Source organism: Streptomyces sp. NPDC058008 (assembly GCF_042886395.1).
GTDB lineage: Bacteria > Actinomycetota > Actinomycetes > Streptomycetales > Streptomycetaceae > Streptomyces.
This window is the reverse complement of sequence record NZ_JBHVQX010000008.1, coordinates 98,650-119,120: the sequence shown is the minus strand read 5'-3', so window position 1 is coordinate 119,120 and position 20,471 is coordinate 98,650. Positions and strand designations below refer to the sequence as shown.

At 70.1% G+C, this 20,471-nt stretch carries 15 protein-coding genes and 1 tRNA gene; 13 read left to right on the top strand and 3 right to left on the bottom strand.

Annotation, left to right across the window (positions count from 1 at the left end; translation table 11 throughout):
• Positions 1 to 79: 79 nt before the first annotated feature.
• The 10 genes from dnaA (at position 80) to ACFVS9_RS10475 (ending at position 13,977) form a co-directional block, all read left to right on the top strand.
• A complete protein-coding gene (dnaA, locus tag ACFVS9_RS10520; protein ID WP_383112768.1) occupies positions 80 to 1,861 on the top strand; it encodes a chromosomal replication initiator protein DnaA in 1,782 nt (593 codons plus the stop codon).
• A 988-nt stretch (positions 1,862 to 2,849) separates the two neighbouring features.
• Positions 2,850 to 3,980 carry a DNA polymerase III subunit beta gene (gene dnaN / locus ACFVS9_RS10515; RefSeq protein WP_389931488.1) on the top strand — a complete coding sequence of 377 codons (1,131 nt, stop codon included), beginning with the start codon at positions 2,850 to 2,852 and terminating at the stop codon, positions 3,978 to 3,980.
• 146 nt (positions 3,981 to 4,126) lie between these two features.
• Positions 4,127 to 5,005, top strand: a complete 879-nt coding sequence (gene gnd, locus ACFVS9_RS10510) for a phosphogluconate dehydrogenase (NAD(+)-dependent, decarboxylating) (protein WP_383112766.1) — start codon at positions 4,127 to 4,129, stop codon at positions 5,003 to 5,005.
• Positions 5,006 to 5,092: 87 nt separating this feature from the next.
• On the top strand, positions 5,093 to 6,223 hold the full coding sequence (gene recF, locus ACFVS9_RS10505) for a DNA replication/repair protein RecF (protein WP_383112765.1): 1,131 nt from the start codon (positions 5,093 to 5,095) through the stop codon (positions 6,221 to 6,223).
• Positions 6,220 to 6,780: a DUF721 domain-containing protein gene (locus ACFVS9_RS10500; RefSeq protein ID WP_389931371.1), complete on the top strand. Its 561-nt coding sequence runs from the start codon at positions 6,220 to 6,222 to the stop codon at positions 6,778 to 6,780. Before recF ends, ACFVS9_RS10500 begins: the two co-directional genes overlap by 4 nt.
• Positions 6,781 to 7,181: 401 nt before the next feature.
• Positions 7,182 to 9,251 carry a DNA topoisomerase (ATP-hydrolyzing) subunit B gene (gene gyrB, locus ACFVS9_RS10495; protein WP_383112763.1) on the top strand — a complete coding sequence of 690 codons (2,070 nt, stop codon included), beginning with the start codon at positions 7,182 to 7,184 and terminating at the stop codon, positions 9,249 to 9,251.
• A 46-nt stretch (positions 9,252 to 9,297) separates the two neighbouring features.
• Positions 9,298 to 11,925 carry a DNA gyrase subunit A gene (gyrA, locus tag ACFVS9_RS10490; RefSeq protein ID WP_383112762.1) on the top strand — a complete coding sequence of 876 codons (2,628 nt, stop codon included), beginning with the start codon at positions 9,298 to 9,300 and terminating at the stop codon, positions 11,923 to 11,925.
• Between the two features lie 93 nt (positions 11,926 to 12,018).
• Positions 12,019 to 12,603: a DUF3566 domain-containing protein gene (locus ACFVS9_RS10485; RefSeq protein ID WP_383112761.1), complete on the top strand. Its 585-nt coding sequence runs from the start codon at positions 12,019 to 12,021 to the stop codon at positions 12,601 to 12,603.
• A gap of 71 nt (positions 12,604 to 12,674) precedes the next feature.
• Positions 12,675 to 12,748 (top strand) — tRNA-Ile (locus ACFVS9_RS10480).
• A 248-nt stretch (positions 12,749 to 12,996) separates the two neighbouring features.
• Positions 12,997 to 13,977: a hypothetical protein gene (locus ACFVS9_RS10475; protein WP_389931369.1), complete on the top strand. Its 981-nt coding sequence runs from the start codon at positions 12,997 to 12,999 to the stop codon at positions 13,975 to 13,977.
• Between the two features lie 224 nt (positions 13,978 to 14,201).
• Here the strand turns inward: ACFVS9_RS10475 and ACFVS9_RS10470 are convergent, their stop codons facing one another.
• Positions 14,202 to 14,561 carry a DUF6344 domain-containing protein gene (locus ACFVS9_RS10470; RefSeq protein ID WP_389931368.1) on the bottom strand — a complete coding sequence of 120 codons (360 nt, stop codon included), beginning with the start codon at positions 14,559 to 14,561 and terminating at the stop codon, positions 14,202 to 14,204.
• 282 nt (positions 14,562 to 14,843) lie between these two features.
• Between ACFVS9_RS10470 and ACFVS9_RS10465 the strand changes: the two genes are divergently transcribed.
• The 3 genes from ACFVS9_RS10465 (at position 14,844) to ACFVS9_RS10455 (ending at position 18,428) form a co-directional block, all read left to right on the top strand.
• Positions 14,844 to 14,978 carry a DLW-39 family protein gene (locus ACFVS9_RS10465; RefSeq protein WP_003958712.1) on the top strand — a complete coding sequence of 45 codons (135 nt, stop codon included), beginning with the start codon at positions 14,844 to 14,846 and terminating at the stop codon, positions 14,976 to 14,978.
• 220 nt (positions 14,979 to 15,198) lie between these two features.
• Positions 15,199 to 17,094, top strand: a complete 1,896-nt coding sequence (locus tag ACFVS9_RS10460) for a VWA domain-containing protein (protein WP_389931366.1) — start codon at positions 15,199 to 15,201, stop codon at positions 17,092 to 17,094.
• A complete protein-coding gene (locus tag ACFVS9_RS10455; protein ID WP_389931365.1) occupies positions 17,091 to 18,428 on the top strand; it encodes a hypothetical protein in 1,338 nt (445 codons plus the stop codon). Before ACFVS9_RS10460 ends, ACFVS9_RS10455 begins: the two co-directional genes overlap by 4 nt.
• 15 nt (positions 18,429 to 18,443) lie before the next feature.
• Here the strand turns inward: ACFVS9_RS10455 and ACFVS9_RS10450 are convergent, their stop codons facing one another.
• Entirely contained in the window at positions 18,444 to 19,811 is a 1,368-nt protein-coding gene (locus ACFVS9_RS10450) for a serine/threonine protein kinase (RefSeq protein ID WP_389931364.1), read from the bottom strand.
• A 104-nt stretch (positions 19,812 to 19,915) separates the two neighbouring features.
• The gene (locus ACFVS9_RS10445) at positions 19,916 to 20,464 is read right to left on the bottom strand and encodes a helix-turn-helix domain-containing protein (RefSeq protein ID WP_389931362.1); all 549 of its coding nucleotides are present in this window, start codon (positions 20,462 to 20,464) and stop codon (positions 19,916 to 19,918) included.
• Positions 20,465 to 20,471 lie beyond the last annotated feature (7 nt).

Below are 20,471 nucleotides of genomic sequence, written 5' to 3'. Positions count from 1 at the left end.
GCCTGCCGGGCCTCACCCGACCCGACCCATCCCGTCCCGAGAAGCACACATTCGTGGGACATGCGAGAGAGCGTGCCTTGTGGCTGACGTACCTGCCGATCTTGCCGCAGTGTGGCCGCGAGTGCTGGAACAACTCCTCGGGGAGGGGCAGCAGGGCATCGAGCCGAAGGACAAGCAGTGGGTCGAGCGCTGCCAGCCCCTGGCACTCGTCGCCGACACCGCGCTGCTGGCCGTACCCAACGAGTGGGGCAAGCGTGTCCTCGAGGTCCGGCTCGCCCCGCTGATCAGCGAGGCGCTCACCCGTGAGTGCGGGCGCCCGATCAGGATCGCGATCACGGTCGACGACTCCGCGGGCGAGCCGCCCCCTCCGCCCGCGCCTCCGATGCATCAGCCCCACCAGGGCCAGCAGTCCCACCGCTACCAGGGGCCCCAGCACGACGAGCCCTCGCGCGGCGACGGGTACGACGGCTACGGCCCCAGGCCCTCGGACGACGGCATGCCCACGGCCCGCCCCGCCTACCCGGACTACCAGCAGCACCGCCCCGAGCCGGGCGCCTGGCCGCGCGCCCAGGAGGACCTCGCCTGGCAGCCCCGGCACGGGGGGTACCAGGACCGCGATCCGTACGCGAGCCCGCGGCCCCAGCAGCCGCAGCTCGACTACCGTCCGCAGCCGTCCGAGCACCAGGGTTACGAACAGCAGCGGGACGGCCGCGACCGCCACGATCTCCAGGACCAGCAGCCGCAGCACCGCCAGGGCGGCCCCGGCACCGGGAGGTCCGGCGGCCCGATGGGCACCCAGTCCGCGCCGCCGCCCGGAACCGGTGAGCCGCACGCCCGGCTGAATCCGAAGTACCTCTTCGACACCTTCGTGATCGGCGCCTCCAACCGCTTCGCCCACGCGGCCGCGGTCGCCGTCGCGGAGGCGCCGGCGAAGGCGTACAACCCCCTGTTCATCTACGGGGAGTCGGGGCTCGGGAAGACCCACCTGCTGCACGCGATCGGGCACTACGCGCGGAGCCTCTACCCCGGCACCCGGGTGCGGTACGTGAGCTCCGAGGAGTTCACCAACGAGTTCATCAACTCGATCCGCGACGGCAAGGGCGACACCTTCCGCAAGCGCTACCGCGACGTGGACATCCTCCTGGTCGACGACATCCAGTTCCTGGCGAGCAAGGAGTCCACGCAGGAGGAGTTCTTCCACACCTTCAACACGCTCCACAACGCCAACAAGCAGATCGTCCTGTCCTCCGACCGTCCGCCCAAGCAGCTGGTGACGCTCGAGGACCGGCTGCGGAACAGGTTCGAGTGGGGCCTCACCACCGACGTGCAGCCGCCGGAGCTGGAGACGCGCATCGCGATCCTCCGGAAGAAGGCCGTGCAGGAGCAGCTCAACGCCCCGCCGGAGGTGCTCGAGTTCATCGCTTCCCGCATCTCGCGCAACATCCGTGAGCTGGAGGGCGCCCTCATCCGCGTGACCGCCTTCGCGAGCCTGAACCGGCAGCCCGTGGACCTCGGTCTGACCGAGATCGTGCTCAAGGACCTGATCCCGGGTGGTGAGGACTCGGCTCCCGAGATCACCGCACCGGCCATCATGGCGGCGACCGCGGACTACTTCGGGCTGACGGTGGAGGACCTGTGCGGATCCTCGCGCAGCCGCGTCCTGGTGACCGCGCGCCAGATCGCGATGTACCTGTGCCGTGAGCTCACGGATCTCTCCCTGCCCAAGATCGGCGCCCAGTTCGGCGGACGCGACCACACCACGGTGATGCACGCCGACCGGAAGATCCGCGCCCTGATGGCGGAGCGGCGCTCCATCTACAACCAGGTCACCGAACTCACCAACCGCATCAAGAACGGCTGACGAGCCGGAGCGGCCGCGGACCGCCGCAGAGCACCCCGGGCGCCCCGTGAGGACCGTACGAGTCCTCACGGGGCGCCCTTCGTCGTCGTCAGGCGCTGCTGGGAGCGGCTCCAGGAGCCGACCGCCGCGGCGCGGGAGTGGTCCGGGCCGGCCTCCGGAACCGCTCCGCACACCTCTTTCCCGCTGGTTTCCACGGGCCGTGGCACGGCTGAAGCAGCCGGGACTGTTCGAATACGGGCCGCTGACGTGCCCTTCTCCACAGAAGAGCCAGGAATCTGGCGTCCACAGCCTGGGGACTGTGAAGTTGTCCAGATTGCGTCCACAGGGCGTGCTGCCGATACTCCATCAGGCCAGGTCACATGCCTGGGGATTTGTGGTCAACGATGATCCACAGCCTGTGGACAGATTCTTCGTCCACAGGCCCTCGATGATGTTGTCCACCGGCGGCCCACAGGCATGTCCCGGTTGTCCCCAGCTTCTCCACACCGCTGTCCACTGTTCGGCAACGCAACACCCGCTTTCACTGCCGCGAGTGAAAGGCGTCACACAAGGGAGTCAGGTTGAGCTGTGGGGAACGTGGGTAAAGCTGGGGACAGGCCTGGGGAGAAGTCACCCCGCCCTGTGCATCGGGTGTGCAGAACTTTCGCGTGTCCACAGAAACGCATGGTTGTCCACCGGTGCCACCCACAGGGTCGGTGGACAAAAAACCGCTGTTGACCTGGTCAAACACCGTTATCCACGGTTTCCACAGGGCCTACTACTACTACCACTCAGAGTTAGCCAGGAATCCGCTTCGAAGTGGGGCCTGTGCACAACTCGAGCAGCGAGCTCGGCGAACCTCGTGGCGCGACTTGACCCCGAGCAGCAACGAGTGTCGGCGCCGTACGTCAGACTGGTCCCCGGCGGCATCCCCGGCCCTTCGGCCAGGAGCCCCGATCAGACGACGAAGGCCAGCAGGGCGAGCGAGCAACAGCAGGAGGCGGTTCCGGTGAAGATCCGGGTGGAGCGCGATGTACTCGCGGAGGCAGTGGCCTGGGTGGCCCGCAGCCTCCCGGCCCGTCCGCCGGCGCCCGTTCTCGCGGGCCTTCTGCTGAAGGCCGAGGACGGAGCCCTCAGCTTCTCGAGCTTCGACTACGAGGTCTCGGCCAAGGTCTCGGTGGACGCCGAGGTCGAGGAGGACGGCACGGTCCTCGTCTCCGGACGGCTGCTCGCCGACATCTGCCGCGCCCTGCCCAACAGGCCTGTGGAGATCTCCACCGACGGGGTACGGGCCACGGTGGTCTGCGGCTCCTCGCGGTTCACCCTCCACACCCTGCCTGTGGAGGAGTACCCGGCGCTGCCGCAGATGCCGACCGCCACGGGCACCGTCCCCGGTGAGGTCTTCGCCTCCGCCGCGGCCCAGGTCGCCATCGCTGCCGGGCGCGACGACACCCTGCCCGTCCTGACCGGCGTCCGGATCGAGATCGAGGGCGACACCGTCACCCTGGCCTCGACCGACCGCTACCGCTTCGCGGTCCGCGAGTTCCTGTGGAAGCCGGAGAACCCCGACGCCTCGGCCGTGGCCCTGGTGCCCGCCAAGACGCTCCTGGACACCGCCAAGGCGCTGACCAGCGGCGACACGGTGACCCTGGCGCTGTCCGGCTCGGGCGCGGGCGAGGGTCTCATCGGTTTCGAGGGTGCCGGCCGGCGTACGACCACCCGGCTGCTCGAGGGCGACCTCCCGAAGTACCGGACGCTCTTCCCGACCGAGTTCAACTCGATCGCGGTCATCGAGACCGCCCCGTTCGTCGAGGCCGTCAAGCGTGTGGCCCTCGTCGCCGAGCGCAACACCCCGGTGCGGCTCAGCTTCGAGCAGGGCGTGCTGATCCTGGAGGCCGGTTCCAGCGACGACGCACAGGCTGTGGAGCGCGTCGACGCCGTGCTCGAGGGCGACGACATCTCGATCGCCTTCAACCCGACCTTCCTGCTGGACGGGCTCAGCGCGATCGACTCCCCGGTCGCCCAGCTCTCCTTCACGACGTCGACCAAGCCCGCGCTGCTCAGCGGCCGGCCGGCCGTCGACGCCGAGGCGAACGACGCGTACAAGTACCTGATCATGCCGGTCCGCCTCTCCGGCTGATCCGGCGGTCGTTCCCTGTCATGGCAGTCTCCGGCGGGCAGGCTCAGCGCCGAGCGGGCTCACCGTGCTGCACCCCGCCGTGCTGTCCTGGCCGGGCGTAGGCTCGGTCCTGGGTACGAATCGGCACAACGCTTAAGGAATCTCTGATGGAGCTCGGTCTCGTCGGCCTCGGCAAGATGGGCGGCAACATGCGCGAGCGCATCCGCCGCGCAGGCCACACCGTCATCGGTTACGACCGCAACCCGGACGTCGCCGATGTCCACAGCCTGGAAGAGCTTGTGGGCAAGCTCAAGGGCCCGCGCGTCGTGTGGGTGATGGTTCCGGCCGGTGCCGCGACCCAGTCGACCATCGACGAGCTGGCCGAGCTGCTCTCCCCGGGCGACGTGGTCGTGGACGGCGGGAACTCCCGCTGGACCGACGACGAGAAGCACGCCGTCGAGCTGGGCATCAAGGGCATCGGCTTCGTCGACTGCGGTGTCTCCGGCGGCGTCTGGGGCCTGGAGAACGGCTACGCCCTGATGTACGGCGGCGAGACCGCCAACGTGGAGAAGGTCCAGCCGGTCTTCGACGCCCTCAAGCCCGAGGGCGACTTCGGTTCCGTCCACGCGGGCAAGGTCGGCGCCGGCCACTTCGCGAAGATGGTCCACAACGGCATCGAGTACGCCATGATGCAGGCCTATGCCGAGGGCTGGGAGCTCCTGGAGAAGGTCGACTCCGTCACCGACGTGCGCGAGGTCTTCCGCTCCTGGCAGGAGGGCACGGTCATCCGTTCCTGGCTGCTCGACCTCGCGGTCAACGCCCTGGACGACGACGAGCACCTCGACCAGCTGCGGGGCTTCGCCGCGGACTCCGGCGAGGGCCGGTGGACGGTCGAGGCCGCCATCGACAACGCGGTGCCGCTTCCGGCGATCACCGCGTCCCTGTTCGCGCGCTTCGCCTCGCGCCAGGACGACTCCCCGCAGATGAAGATGATCGCCGCGCTGCGCAACCAGTTCGGCGGCCACGCGGTCGAGAACAAGAAGTAGGACCGCGGCGGGAACGGGCCGTGGGCGGCGGGAAGCCCACGGTGCGGCGGTAACCAGCACAGCACGCAGTCGGAAGGGTCGGCGACCATGCACGTCACGCATCTCTCGCTGGCCGACTTCCGCTCGTACGCCCGGGTCGAGGTGCCTCTCGACCCGGGCGTCACCGTGTTCGTGGGGGCCAACGGCCAGGGCAAGACCAACCTGGTGGAGGCGGTCGGCTATCTCGCCACGCTCGGCAGCCACCGGGTCTCGTCCGACGCCCCCCTGGTGCGGATGGGCGCGGAGCGGGCCGTCGTACGCGCCGCGGTCACCCAGGGCGAGCGCTCGCAGCTGATCGAGCTCGAACTCAATCCGGGCCGCGCCAACCGGGCCCGCATCAACAGATCGTCGCAGGTCAGACCGCGTGACGTGCTGGGCATAGTGCGGACGGTGCTCTTCGCGCCCGAGGACCTGGCCCTGGTGAAGGGCGATCCGGGCGAGCGGCGGCGCTTCCTGGACGAGCTGGTCACGGCACGCTCCCCCCGCATGGCCGGGGTCCGCTCCGACTACGAGCGGGTCCTGAAGCAGCGGAACACCCTGCTCAAGTCGGCCGCCATGGCCCGCAGGCACGGCGGCAGGTCGCTGGACCTCTCCACGCTGGACGTGTGGGACCAGCACCTGGGCAGGGTCGGGGCCGAGCTGCTGGCACAGCGGCTGGATCTGATCGCGACCCTGCAGCCGCTGGCGGACAAGGCCTACGCGGACGTCGCGCCGGGCGGCGGGCCCGTGACGCTGGAGTACCGCAGCTCGGTCGGCGCCGGGGTGGAAGGCGCGCACACCCGTGAGGAACTGTACGAGCGGGTGATGGCCGCCCTGGTCGAGGCGCGCAAGCAGGAGATCGAGCGGGGGGTGACCCTGGTCGGCCCGCACCGCGACGACCTGGTGCTCGGCCTGCGCGGGATGCCGGCGAAGGGGTACGCGAGCCACGGCGAGTCCTGGTCGTACGCCCTGGCGCTCCGGCTGGCCTCGTACGACCTGCTCCGTTCCGAGGGCAACGAGCCGGTGCTGGTGCTCGACGACGTGTTCGCCGAGCTGGACGCGCGCCGCCGTGAGCGGCTGGCGGAGCTGGTGGCCCCGGGCGAGCAGGTCCTGGTGACGGCGGCTGTGGACGACGACGTCCCCGGCGTGCTGTCCGGGGCGCGCTACGCGGTGTCCGCCGGGTCGGTGGAGCGGCTGTGAGCGGCCCGGACGAGCAGGGCGGACCCGCACCGGGCCCGGGCAAGCAGCCCGAGGTCTCGGGCGTCGATCTCGCGCGGGTGGCCCTGCGCGCGGCGAAGGAGCAGGCCCGCGCCCGGGGCGCCGCGGCGCAGCAGAAGAACCAGGCGAGGCGGGGCGGCGGACTGCGGTCGGGCGCCCGGTCCGACGGCCGGGATCCGCTGCCCCTGGGCTCGGCGATCAACCGGCTGATCACCGAACGCGGCTGGGAGACCCCGGCTGCTGTCGGCGGTGTGATGGGCCGGTGGCCGCAGATCGTGGGTGGAGATCTGGCCAATCACTGCGTGCCGGTGCGGTACGACGAGGATCCGGCCGAGCGGGTCCTGACCGTGCAGTGCGACTCGACGGCGTGGGCCACGCAGCTCCGGCTGCTGGCACCGCAGCTCGTGGCCCGGCTGAACACGGATCTGGGGCACGGCACCGTGCGGATGATCAGAGTGCTGGGTCCGGGTGGTCCCCAGCGCAGATTCGGCCCTCTCCGCACGCCGGGGAGCAAGGGGCCCGGCGACACCTACGGCTGAGCAGGTCCTTCCGTCGGCCGGGCTTCCGGGCGCCGGCCCGCGCCGGGACGGTCCGGCGGAAGGCTCATCCGCTTCTGTCCTGATTCGCCGACAGTCCGGTGTTTCCGTTCTGTGGAGCTATGTGCGGATTTGGTTTGCACGGGGAGCGGGAAGCGTCCCTCACCGTAGCGGGAGGTTGACAGCCCGAAGCGCGCAAAGCCCTCGTGAGCCCCCCGAGGCCCCTTCCTGAATATGGGGAGTCGTCAGCCGCTCATTCAGGGCGGCACATGCGTACTCAGGCACCGGCAAACCCCCATTCATGTCAGCGCTACCGGTAGACTGGTGGACAATCCCGCTTCCTCGCGGGAGTCGTCGATACAAGCCGAACGACGCAGCCGCTCCCGCCTGCCGGAGAACGGCCTGTGCTGTGCCAGAAAGGGCGCTTCGTGGCCGATTCCGGCAACCCCAACGAGAACATCCCGTCCACGGCCGGTGGGCCCGGCGAGGTATCCGCCTCGTACGACGCCAGCGCGATCACCGTGCTCGAAGGCCTGGACGCGGTCCGCAAACGACCCGGTATGTACATCGGGTCGACCGGTGAGCGCGGTCTCCACCACCTCGTGCAAGAGGTTGTCGACAACTCGGTCGACGAGGCGATGGCCGGGCACGCGGACACCATCGACGTCACGATCCTCGCCGACGGCGGCGTGCGCGTGGTCGACAACGGCCGCGGTATCCCCGTCGGCATCGTGCCGTCCGAGGGCAAGCCGGCCGTCGAGGTCGTCCTCACCGTGCTGCACGCCGGCGGCAAGTTCGGCGGCGGCGGCTACGCCGTCTCCGGCGGTCTGCACGGCGTCGGTGTCTCCGTCGTCAACGCCCTGTCCACGCGGGTGGCCGTGGAGGTCAAGACCGACGGCTACCGCTGGACCCAGGACTACAAGCTCGGTGTCCCCACCGCCCCGCTGGCCCGTCACGAGGCCACCGAGGAGTCGGGGACGACCGTCACCTTCTGGGCCGACGGCGACGTCTTCGAGACCACCGACTACTCCTTCGAGACCCTGTCGCGCCGCTTCCAGGAGATGGCGTTCCTCAACAAGGGACTCACCCTCAAGCTCACCGACGAGCGCGAGGCGGCGAAGGCCACGGCGGGCGCCGACAGCGCCGAGGCGGTCGACGTCCCCGAGGAGGAGCCGAACCGGACGGTCACGTACCACTACGAGAACGGCATCGTCGACTTCGTCAAGTACCTGAACTCCCGCAAGGGCGACCTCATCCACCAGTCGGTGATCGACATCGAGGCCGAGGACAAGGACAGGCTCCTGTCGGCCGAGATCGCCATGCAGTGGAACACGCAGTACACCGAGGGGGTCTACTCCTTCGCCAACGCGATCCACACGCATGAGGGCGGTACGCACGAGGAGGGCTTCCGCGCGGCGCTGACCTCGCTGGTCAACCGGTACGCGCGCGACAAGAAGCTGCTGCGCGAGAAGGACGACAACCTCACCGGTGAGGACGTCCGCGAGGGCCTGACGGCGATCATCTCGGTGAAGCTGGGCGAGCCGCAGTTCGAGGGCCAGACCAAGACGAAGCTGGGCAACACCGAGGCGAAGACCTTCGTCCAGAAGGTCGTCCACGAGCAGCTGACGGACTGGTTCGACCGGAACCCCAACGAGGCCGCCGACATCATCCGCAAGGGCATCGCGGCGTCCACGGCCCGTGTGGCGGCCCGCAAGGCCCGCGACCTCACCCGGCGCAAGGGGCTCCTGGAGAGCGCCTCGCTGCCCGGCAAGCTGAGCGACTGCCAGTCCAACGACCCGACGAAGTGCGAGATCTTCATCGTCGAGGGTGACTCCGCCGGCGGTTCGGCGAAGTCCGGCCGTAACCCGATGTACCAGGCCATCCTGCCGATCCGGGGCAAGATCCTGAACGTCGAGAAGGCCAGGATCGACAAGATCCTCCAGAACACCGAGGTCCAGGCCCTGATCTCGGCCTTCGGCACCGGGGTCCACGAGGACTTCGACATCGAGAAGCTCCGCTATCACAAGATCATCCTGATGGCGGACGCCGACGTCGACGGCCAGCACATCAACACCCTGCTGCTGACCTTCCTGTTCCGCTTCATGCGGCCGCTGGTCGAGTCCGGGCACGTCTATCTCTCACGTCCGCCGCTCTACAAGATCAAGTGGGGCCGCGACGACTTCGAGTACGCGTACTCGGACCGCGAGCGCGACGCCCTGGTGGCGCTCGGCAAGCAGAACGGCAAGCGGATCAAGGAAGACTCGATCCAGCGCTTCAAGGGTCTCGGCGAGATGAACGCCGAGGAGCTCCGCGTCACCACGATGGACGTCGACCACCGCGTGCTGGGCCAGGTCACGCTGGACGACGCGGCGCAGGCCGACGACCTGTTCTCGGTCCTGATGGGCGAGGACGTCGAGGCGCGGCGCTCGTTCATCCAGCGCAACGCCAAGGACGTCCGCTTCCTCGACATCTGAGTCGGCCGTACAAGCAAGCCGCAGCGCGAAAGGACTTTGACCAGCAATGGCCGACGAGAACACCCCTGTGATGCCCGAAGAGGAACCCGCCGTTCCGGGTGTGGGCATGCGTGTCGAGCCCGTCGGGCTCGAGACGGAGATGCAGCGCTCCTACCTCGACTACGCGATGTCCGTCATCGTGTCGCGTGCGCTGCCCGACGTACGGGACGGTCTGAAGCCCGTCCACCGCCGGGTGCTGTACGCGATGTACGACGGTGGCTACCGGCCCGAGAAGGGCTTCTACAAGTGCGCCCGTGTCGTCGGTGACGTCATGGGTACGTACCACCCGCACGGCGACTCCTCGATCTACGACGCGCTCGTGCGACTGGCACAGCACTGGTCGATGCGCATGCCGCTCGTGGACTCCAACGGCAACTTCGGTTCCCCGGGCAACGACCCGGCCGCCGCCATGCGGTACACCGAGTGCAAGATGATGCCGCTGTCCATGGAGATGGTCCGGGACATCGACGAGGAGACCGTCGACTTCCAGGACAACTACGACGGCCGCAACCAGGAGCCGACGGTTCTGCCGGCGCGCTTCCCGAACCTCCTGGTGAACGGCTCCGCGGGCATCGCGGTCGGTATGGCGACCAACATCCCGCCGCACAACCTGCGTGAGGTCGCCGCCGGCGCCCAGTGGTACCTGGAGCACCCGGAGGCCTCCCACGAGGAGCTCCTGGACGCCCTGATCGAGCGGATCAAGGGCCCGGACTTCCCGACCGGCGCGCTGGTCGTGGGGCGCAAGGGCATCGAGGAGGCGTACCGCACGGGCCGCGGCTCGATCACGATGCGGGCGGTCGTCGCGGTCGAGGAGATCCAGAACCGGCAGTGCCTGGTCGTCACGGAGCTCCCGTACCAGACCAACCCCGACAACCTCGCGCAGAAGATCGCCGACCTGGTGAAGGACGGCAAGGTCGGCGGGATCGCGGACGTCCGGGACGAGACGTCCTCGCGGACGGGCCAGCGCCTGGTCGTCGTGCTGAAGCGGGACGCGGTCGCCAAGGTCGTGCTGAACAACCTCTACAAGCACACCGACCTGCAGTCGAACTTCGGCGCGAACATGCTGGCGCTCGTCGACGGGGTGCCGCGCACGCTGTCGATCGACGCGTTCATCCGGCACTGGGTGACCCACCAGATCGAGGTCATCGTCCGGCGCACGAGGTTCCGGCTGCGCAAGGCCGAGGAGCGGGCGCACATCCTGCGCGGCCTGCTCAAGGCGCTGAACGCGATCGAGGAGGTCATCGCGCTCATCCGCCGCAGCAACACCGTCGAGATCGCGCGTGAGGGCCTGATGGGCCTCCTGGAGATCGACGAGATCCAGGCGAACGCGATCCTGGAGATGCAGCTGCGCCGCCTGGCCGCGCTGGAGCACCAGAAGATCACCGCCGAGCACGACGAGCTCCAGGCGAAGATCAACGAGTACAACGAGATCCTGGCCTCGCCGGCCCGCCAGCGCCAGATCGTCAGCGAGGAACTGGCGGCGATCGTCGACAAGTTCGGTGACGACCGGCGCTCGAAGCTGGTGCCCTTCGACGGCGACATGTCGATCGAGGACCTCATCGCCGAGGAAGACATCGTCGTCACCATCTCGCGCGGCGGCTACGTCAAGCGCACCAAGACGGACGACTACCGCTCGCAGAAGCGCGGCGGCAAGGGTGTGCGGGGCACGAAGCTCAGGGAAGACGACATCGTCGACCACTTCTTCGTGTCGACGACGCACCACTGGCTGCTGTTCTTCACCAACAAGGGCCGGGTCTACCGGGCCAAGGCGTACGAGCTGCCGGACGCCGGCCGGGACGCGCGCGGCCAGCACGTCGCGAACCTGCTGGCCTTCCAGCCGGACGAGCAGATCGCGCAGATCCTGGCGATCCGCGACTACGAGGCAGCGCCCTACCTGGTCCTGGCGACCAAGGGCGGTCTGGTGAAGAAGACCTCGCTCAAGGACTACGACTCACCGCGTTCCGGCGGCGTCATCGCGATCAACCTCCGTGAGACGGAGAGCGGCGCGGACGACGAGCTGATCGGCGCGGAGCTGGTGTCCTCCGAGGACGACCTGCTGCTCATCAGCAGGAAGGCCCAGTCGATCAGGTTCACCGCGACGGACGACGCGCTGCGCCCGATGGGCCGCGCGACCTCGGGCGTGAAGGGCATGAGCTTCCGCGAGGGCGACGAGCTGCTCTCGATGAATGTTGTCCGGCCCGGTACGTTCGTGTTCACTGCCACCGACGGCGGGTACGCGAAGCGGACCGCGGTCGACGAGTACCGGGTCCAGGGTCGTGGCGGTCTGGGCATCAAGGCTGCCAAGATCGTCGAGGACCGCGGGTCGCTCGTCGGAGCGCTGGTGGTGGAGGAAGCGGACGAGATTCTCGCCATCACGCTCGGCGGTGGTGTGATCCGCACGCGAGTCAATGAAGTCAGGGAGACGGGCCGTGACACCATGGGCGTCCAACTGATCAATCTGGGCAAGCGTGATGCCGTCGTCGGTATCGCGCGCAACGCCGAGGCCGGTCGCGAGGCCGAAGAGGTCGACGGGACCGATGAGGCCGAAGGCGCCACGGTCGAGGCCCATGCCGAGAGCGTGGTCGAGGGCACAGTCGAAGGCACGGCGCCTTCGGCCGGGGAGCACGAGGAGTAGAGCGTGAGTGGAGCCACGGGCGCCGGTTCGGCCGCTTCCGGAGCAGGAGCGAACGGCGTCCGTGGCCCTGCCACGGACTCCCAAGGGGGCACTGTGACGGACACTCGGGGACCGCAGCCGCAGTACGAGGGATACGCGACCGGGCCGTTGCCCGGCGAGCGCGAGGCCGCACCGGGACAGGCGGGGCCCTACCACCCGCCGCAGGCGTACCAGTCGCCCGCGGGCGGTACGCAGGGCGTAGGGACACAGGGCGGTGGGGGCACGCAGGCGACCCGGCTGCCCCGGACAGGCGCGCGGACCACTCCGCGCACCCGTAAGGCGCGTCTGCGGGTCGCGAAGGCCGACCCGTGGTCGGTGATGAAGGTCAGCTTCCTGCTCTCCATCGCCCTCGGCATCTGCACGGTGGTCGCGGCCGCCGTCCTGTGGATGGTGATGGACGCGATGGGCGTCTTCTCCACCGTGGGCGGCACGATCAGCGAGGCCACCGGCTCGAACGAGAGCAACGGCTTCGATCTGCAGTCGTTCCTGTCGCTGCCGCGCGTCCTCATCTTCACCTCGGTCATCGCGGTGATCGATGTGGTGCTGGCCACCGCGCTGGCGACGCTGGGCGCGTTCATCTACAACCTGTCGGCCGGCTTCGTGGGTGGCGTGGAGCTCACGCTCGCCGAGGACGAGTAGGACGCCGGGTATCGATTTTGGGACTGGCCCCGACGTGCGCTAATCTTCAGAAGTCAGCGCAACAGCGCGGCGGGGCTATAGCTCAGTTGGTTAGAGCGCATCCCTGATAAGGATGAGGCCACAGGTTCAAATCCTGTTAGCCCCACCGAGGCGTAACGCCTGGTCAGAAGGCCGGTAGATCCCCAGGATCTGCCGGCCTTCTCCATTTCCTGACGCTGCGAGTCCGCTACTGGTCCGTAGCCTTTTCCGCGCGCTGCCGGGCCCCTCGGGGATCCACGACCGACCGTCCGGGCCGGGTGCCGGCGGCGTTGGGGAGGACGCCGTTCCTCCCGGTCGCGGGGGCCCGCGGAATCTCGGCCCGTGATGCGGGCACCGGACCTTACAGTCCAGCCCATGAACAAGGACGCCCAGCGGCTCTGGTACTCGTCGCAGAAGTGGATGGCCGCTGCATTCACGGCATTCTCCGACGGCCCGGTACTGAAGGACATGGCGGTGCATCACGCGGGTGTGGCGGCCGAGCATCTCCTCAAGGCCTACCTGGCCGGCCTCCACCCGGCGCTGATCGTGGAAGGCAAGGACTTCAACTCGTTACTTCACGCGACGGGCCACGGAGCCCACGCTTCCGCGCCTCGGAGCCAGACCAGGACGATCGGCCTCGTGGAGGCGTACGTCCGCGTCGCGGGGATCCTGAAGGGGAGCATGCCCGTCTCCCGCCAGGAGCTCCTGCCGTTGGCCGAGGCCCGCAACGGGGTCGCCCACGCCGCTCTCCACGACTCGGCGCAGGTCAACGCGGTCTTCACCACCTGCCTGCGCATGGCCGACCGGATACTTCCCGAGCTCCTGCCTCTCGGTGACTACTGGGGCCGGTACCAGGGGCTTCACGACAAGCTGCTCGACGCCCGGGTCGTGGAGGCGCGCGTGCAGCTGGAGGGGAGGCTCGCGAGGGCCCGGCAGATCTTCTCGGAGCGCTACGCGCACTTCGGCGAGGAGGACCGCGGCCTCGTGCTGGCGGCGGTCGCGAACGTCTCCTCGCCCGGGTACATCGAGCACGACGAGCCGGCGGACTGCCCGGCCTGCTCGTCGCGGGGATGGCTCGGTGGCGAGACGTTCGTCTCCGGGAAGGCCGACACGGTTCTCATGAACCCGGTCGTCTTCGACTGCCCCGCATGTGACCTCCACCTGGACGTGGAGGAGCTGGGGATGCTGAAGGAGCCCTTCCCGGAGGAGGTGGACCTGGAGGTCTCGCCGGCGGCCTTCTACCCCGAGTACACGGGAACCGGGCCCCTGTACGGGGGCGAGCATCCGTACAGCCTGTTCACCGGGGACGAGGGGTGGGACGAGAATCTGGTGCTGGACAGGTACAGGCCCCGGTGAACGGGCCCGGTGCGGGGAACTGCCCGACGTGCCCCGGCCGCTCACCGGGGCGTACGGGCGGGACGGGCCGGTGGAGGGCGTGGTGGCCACCCGGCGCCCTCACGGGGCCACTTGGGAGTTGCCGAGCGCTGTCCGGCCCGCTCGGCGGGCACGTACGGGCACACGGAAAAGGCCCCCGCCGGTGTGAACCGGTCCAGGGGCCCTGGGTGGCGTACGCGGCGTTCTCAGGGTGGCAGCGGGGCCGAGTCCCCGGCAGGTGAGGCGCTGTGGGCGGAGCGGGTGCTGTCGGTGGCGTGCGGGGCGTCCGTGGAGTCGGCGGACAGCTGGCGGGTGGCGGGCGAGGAGCCGTGCGCCTCGGCGCGGATGCGCTGCTTCATCGTGGGCGGCAGCGCCCTGTCACGCGGAAGGGTCCATCGGACCGACGGGGTGGTCGCGGTTGCCGGCGTCGCACCCGTGTGCTCGTGGCTCGTGACCGTCGGCTCCGCGGCCGTGGCCTGGGCGGTGGCGAGGCCCAGCGACGCGAGAAGTGCGAAGAAGGCGGTGATGAAGGCGGTCCAGATGCTCTTGACCCTGAAGGTGCTCATGGCCCCTCGCTTTCAGGTGGTCCGGTTTGCTTACCTTTCCGATGATGTGGATCCGGCCCGCGGAATCCGGGACCGACGCCCCCGGTGCGCCGATCTTCCGATGAACACCACTCGTATGGTTCAACCGGCTCGGAAAAGGTGGTCCGAGGGGTGCCGGGAGGTCCCGAGGGGGGTCCGGAAGGGCCCGCGGCCGGGTCCCGGGGAGGTCACCGAACGGTATCGGCCGGTGTGTATAGTCGGGCGGCAGAAGTCCCTTACGTCAAGGAAAGACGAGGTCGCGCGGTGAAGAAGCTTCTCCTGGTCGCACTGGCCGCCATCGGCGGGCTCCTCGTGTACCGCCAGATCCAGGCGGATCGCGCCGAGCAGGATCTGTGGACGGAGGCGACCGACTCCGTGCCCGCAGGTTCAGGTGTGTGAGACGCAACAGTCTGCTACAAGCCCCGGTCGCCGAGCGGCCGGGGCTTTCTGCTGCCCCGGGCCGCTGTTGCGGGACCGTGACGGCCCCGCCCTTGAGTTCACCCGAGCAAATCGATAGCTTGCACGAGCAAAGTAATCGTGGGTACGGGTGGCCGAGGGGGATTCGGTGAACGCACGGACGAGGGCAGGGACGGGCCGCCGCGGGGTGAGGGCTGCGGTCATGGCCGGTGGGGCGCTGCTCGCTCTGGTGGCGGGGGCGCTGCCCGCCGTGGCGGCGGTGCCGGCGGCGCGGGGCGTGACCGGACAGGACAGCTCCGGAGGGGGCGGCCTGGTCATGGTGCTCGACTCCTCGGGCTCCATGGGCGAGGACGACGGCACGGGCCGGACCAGGATGGAGAGCGCCCGCACAGCCGTGGGGACGGTGGTCGACGCGCTGCCCGACGGATATCCCGCCGGGCTGCGGGTGTACGGCGCCGACCGGCCCCGGGGCTGCGCGGACACCCGGCTCGTACGCCCGGTGAGCGCGCTCGACCGGGAGGCCATGAAGAAGGCCGTCGCCGGGGTCCTGCCCCGTGGGGACACCCCGATCGGGCTGTCCCTGCGGAAGGCCGCCGAGGACCTTCCCGCGTCCTCGGACGGCGCCGTCGGGACGCGCACGATCCTTCTCGTCTCCGACGGCGAGGACACCTGCGGTACGCCGCGGCCCTGCGAGGTCGCCGAACAGCTCGGCAGGGCGAGCGTCGGACTGCGGATCGACACCGTGGGCTTCCAGGTCGAGGGCGCGGCCCGCGAACAGCTGGAGTGCGTCGCGGAGGCGGGCAACGGGCGCTACTACGACGCACCCGACGCGGACGCCCTCGCACGGCAGCTCCAGCGGTCCGCCCAACTCTCCACGGACGGCTACCGGTTGCGGGGCGATCGGATCACCGGAGGAGCGACGACGGCCGGTGCCCCCTCCATGGCCCCCGGACAGTATCTGGACACCATCGGGCCCGGCGAGAAGCGGTACTACGCCGTGAGCCTCGACGGGGTCTCCACGGCCGGCCTCGCGGCCACCGCGGTGCCTCAGCCCGGTGCGGCCGTCGACGTCCTCGACGCCCTGAGCACCGGCCTGGTGCGCGACGACGGCGGCACCACCTGCGCATCGGATACCGCGCGCTTCCTTCAGCAGGAGGGCGCCACTCCTCTGACGTCCGCCGTGTCGCGGATCCCGTCGGAGGAGGGGAACCGCAGCTGTGACGAGGCCGGCGGCTACCGGCTGGTGGTCGAACGGCAGAGCAGGAAGGGCTCCGACAGGGCCCGTTGGCCGCTGGAGCTGGTGTACGGGGTCGAGGCGCCGCTGGGCGGTGGTGTCACCCCCGCACGGTCCAGGCCGGAGTACGGGGCGGGCGGTAAGGACGCCGTGCTGCCCCAGGGGGATCCGCGTGACGTGCGCGGCGGTACCGGCTTCAACGACGCCGTCGAGATCGGGCGGGGGGTGTGGCGGGACGGGATCCTGCCGTCGCAGACCCTCTGGTACAAGGTGCCGGCCGGCTGGGGCCAGCAGGTGCGCTACGACGTGGAGTTCGCCAACGAGCCCACGGTGGAGGGCCCCGTCACCTCCTCGTACGGCGGGACGCAGCTGTACACCCCGGCCCGTGTACCGGTCGGCGCCGGTGGTGAGTTCCGGCCGAAGGCGATGTACAGCGGGAAGCCCGCGGTGCTGCGCATGGGATCCGTCCCGGTCGCGTGGACCAACCGCTACGAGTCCCGCTCCACGGTCCGTCCGGTGCACGCCGGAGGCGACTTCTACCTCGCGGTGACCCTCGGTGCGAAGGCGGCCGGAATCGCCGAGAATCCGCGCGTCGCCGTGGTGCTGAGGGTGGACGTCCTCGGGAAGGAGCTGGCCGGGCCCCAGCACGGAGCTCCCGTGCGGGCGGGCGCGCCGGGCGGTACCGGGGCCGGGCACGGTGGAGATACGACGGAGGCCGCAGACAGCGGTGGTACGGGCGGGGCAGGATGGACCGGCATCGCGGCTGCCGCCGGAGCGGGTGCCGCGGCCGTTCCGGTCGCCGGATTCCTGCTCGTACGCGGTCGGCGCAGGGCAGCCACGCAGACGACGGGGGGAAGCGCGTGAACAGGCAGCGCAACAGGGGCCGGGCGACGCTCGCGACCATCGCGGCGGTGTGCGCGGTGGCGGCGCTGCCGGGGCAGGCGTACGCGGCCGACGGCCCAGAGGCGTACACCTTCGACCCCGCCGCGACATCGGTCCAGGGCGCGGAGACCAACGCCGACGCCGCGGAGCTGAAGGCCGGATCCGCCTACCGGAGCTCCATCGAGCCCGGTCAGAAGCTCTACTACCGACTGGAGCTCGACGACACGACCGACGCGTACGTCTCCGCCGTGGCCGTGCCGAAGGCGGGCGGGAAGGTCGCCTACGGGGACGGCGTCACCATCAGCATCAGGGATCTCGACGACACCCGGTGCAGTTCCGAGGACGCGATCTTCAGGTCGGCGGAGTTCCCGCGCCCGATCGCCGCCTACGCGCACCGGACCGTGGAGAAGGGCAGCACCACCTGTGCGGCGGGGGGTACGTACAACGTGCTGATCGAGCGGAAGAGCAAGGCGACTTCGTCCCCCGAGGCCTGGGACCTGGAGCTGAGGTACGAGACCGAGCCGGCGCTGAAGGACGGCGGGTCACTGCCGACCGAGGCGCCGGAGAACTGGTCCTCCGCCTCGCCGGTGCCGCCCTCCGGAAAGCGGGAGCGGTCCGGTGGAAGCGGTTTCCACGACGCCACCGGCCTGGAGTCCGGCGAATGGGTGGACCGCATCGCGCCGGGGCAGACCCGCTTCTACCGGGTGCCCGTCGACTGGGGCCAGCAGATCTTCGCCACGGCGGCGCTGAGCAACAGCGGCACGTCGACGGAGTACATCGGCAACGCCCTGGCGCTCACGCTCGACAACCCGGCCCGCGGCCACGTGGACGACGCGACCCTCGCGTACTCCGGCACTCCCAACTCGGTCGCCCTGGACCCGCTTCCCCCGGTGGCGTACGAGAACCGCTACGACGCGGGGGCGGACGTCAGCGCCATGCGCTTCGCGGGCTGGTACTACCTCTCGGTCGCACTCTCGCCCCGGGTCGCCGAGCACTACGGGGACAAGGCCATCGGGCTGACCCTGAAGGTGAAGGTCGTCAACGACAGCAAGCCGTCGCCGTACCAGGGGGATGCCGGGATCTTCGGTGTCACCGACGACGACAGGGACTCGGCCAGGAGCGGCCGGAGCGCTCCCGAGGACGGTGAGAGCGCCACGATGAGGAGGGTGGCCGCCGCGGGCATCGGCGCGGGGTCCGTACTGGTCCTGGGGCTCGGCGTGTGGGTGCTGCTGGCCCGGCGCCGGGCCGTCCCCGCTCCTGTGCCGCCCGGCGCGGGCGGGCCATCGCCGCTCGGCGGGCCTCCGCAGGCCTGGTAGGCCCGCCGAGGACCGTCAGATCCGGGTGAGTGCCCAGATGCCCACCGCGAAGCAGATCAGCGCCACCACCAGCACCGGGACCGCCACCTTCGGGGACGGTCCCGGCCGCTTCGCGGGGACCGCGGGCGGGTCGGTGTTCAGGGGAGCCTGTGGGTGCTGGGCCGTGTAGGCGCGGGTGGGCGGGGTCCCGTACGGCACGGCGGACGTGGCGGCCCGGGAGGGGTCCGGCGCGGCGTAGGGGGACGCGGCCTGGGACGGGAGCGGGCCGGAGACGGCCTGGGGCGGGGCCGCGTGCGATTCGGGAGCGGGGCGCTGCGGGGGCGGTGCGAGGTGGAAGCTGCCCGTCTCCGACATCGACGGCGTTGGCGCGTGGGGCTGTTGACCCGGATTCTCCTGAGGCGGCGTGTGGGGCCCCTGCGGCGCGTAGGGCTGCTGCGACGGGAGAGGTGGGGGCGGCGGGCCGTCCACCTCCCGCGAGGGCGTCTGCGGGCCTTCGGCGGGCGTTTCGGGGCCGTCGGGGCCGAAACCCGGGGGCAGGGGACCGATCTGGTCGAACACCTCGACCGGATCGTCCTCCGGCCCGGCGTCCGGAAGCATCTCCACCGCGGCCGTCAGAGCCTTGCGCGCACCTGTGGCCGTGCGGAAACGGGCGTGCGGGTCCGGCTGCAGCAGGCCCGCGAGGACCTGCCACAAGGGCTCCGGCACACCCTGGGGAGCACCCGGGGTGCCGTGCTCCGCGAAGTACTCGATCAACGCCTTGGCGTCCGGCTTCTGCCCCTGGAGCAGGTAGAGGGCGACGAGTCCGACGGCGAACAGGTCCGCCGGGAAGTCGGGCTCCGCCCCCATCATCTGCTCGGGCGCGAAGTAACCGGGCGTTCCCACCACGTAGTTGGTCTCCGTCAGCCGCGGCTCACCCTTGCGCATCGAGATGCCGAAGTCGGAGAGCCGCAGGTGGGGCCGGCCCGTACCGGTCGCCTCCATCAGGATGTTGGCCGGTTTGATGTCACGGTGCACGACCCCCTCGGCGTGCACCGTGGACAGCCCGGACAGCAGCTGATCGAGCAGGAGGCAGACGAACCGAGGGGGCAACGGGCCGTAGTCACCGATGACATGAGCCAGTGAGCCGCCGCTCACCAGGTCCATCGTGAACAGGACCTTGTCGTCGTCGGCGGCCCAGCTGGCCGGGGCGAGCACGTGCGGATGCTCGATCCGCAGCGCCTGCTCACGGACGAAGCGCAGCAGCGTGTGCGCGTCGCTCTGCTGGAGGACCTTGGCCGCCACATACCGGCGGCGCCGGTGGTCCCACGCGCGCCAGACGGCGCCGACCCCACCCCGTCCGACCGGATCGACCAGCTCGTACCGACCAGCGAAGACCTCACCCATTGCGCTGCGCCCGCTCCCCGTTCCCGTTTCGGTTCGTGCTCCGGCTGTCGGGATACTGCCACGGCCGGGCCGCCCGGCGGCGGCCCGCGGACCCTGGGATCCGTCTAGCTCTGGTGACCCTCGTAGTGCGCGACCGCGTCAGCGGTGCGTCCCGCTCCGTACACCCTGAGGAACTCTGCCAGTTCGGGGTGGGCCGGGGCGAGGGAGTCCGCCGCATCGATGATGTCGCCGGCCGCCGCGACCGACCGCAGCAGCGACTGGATCTCGCGGACCACGCGCCGCACGGTGGGGGCGCCACCGGTGGTCGGGGTCTGGCCGGTGTTGGTCAGGACCGAGCCGCCCTGGGACTTCTTGATCTCTTCCATCCGGTCCGTGGCCTCTCCGGCGCTGACGCTGCCGTCCGCCACCTGGCTGGCGAGCTCCTGGAGTGCCTGGACCCGCTGGACGACCGCGGGATTCCCGATCTTGGCCCGCTGCCCGCTCATCAGCTGGGAGAGCATCGGGGCGGAGAGCCCCAGAACAGCGGCGAGGCGTGCCTGGTTCAGGCCGAGGTCATCGATCAGCCTGCGGAAGAGCGCCCCCAGCGGCTCTCCGTACCAGCTGCGCTGAAGCTCCCTGGCTCTGGCCGTGGCCTCTTGCTGCGCGGTGTCCATTGCGTCT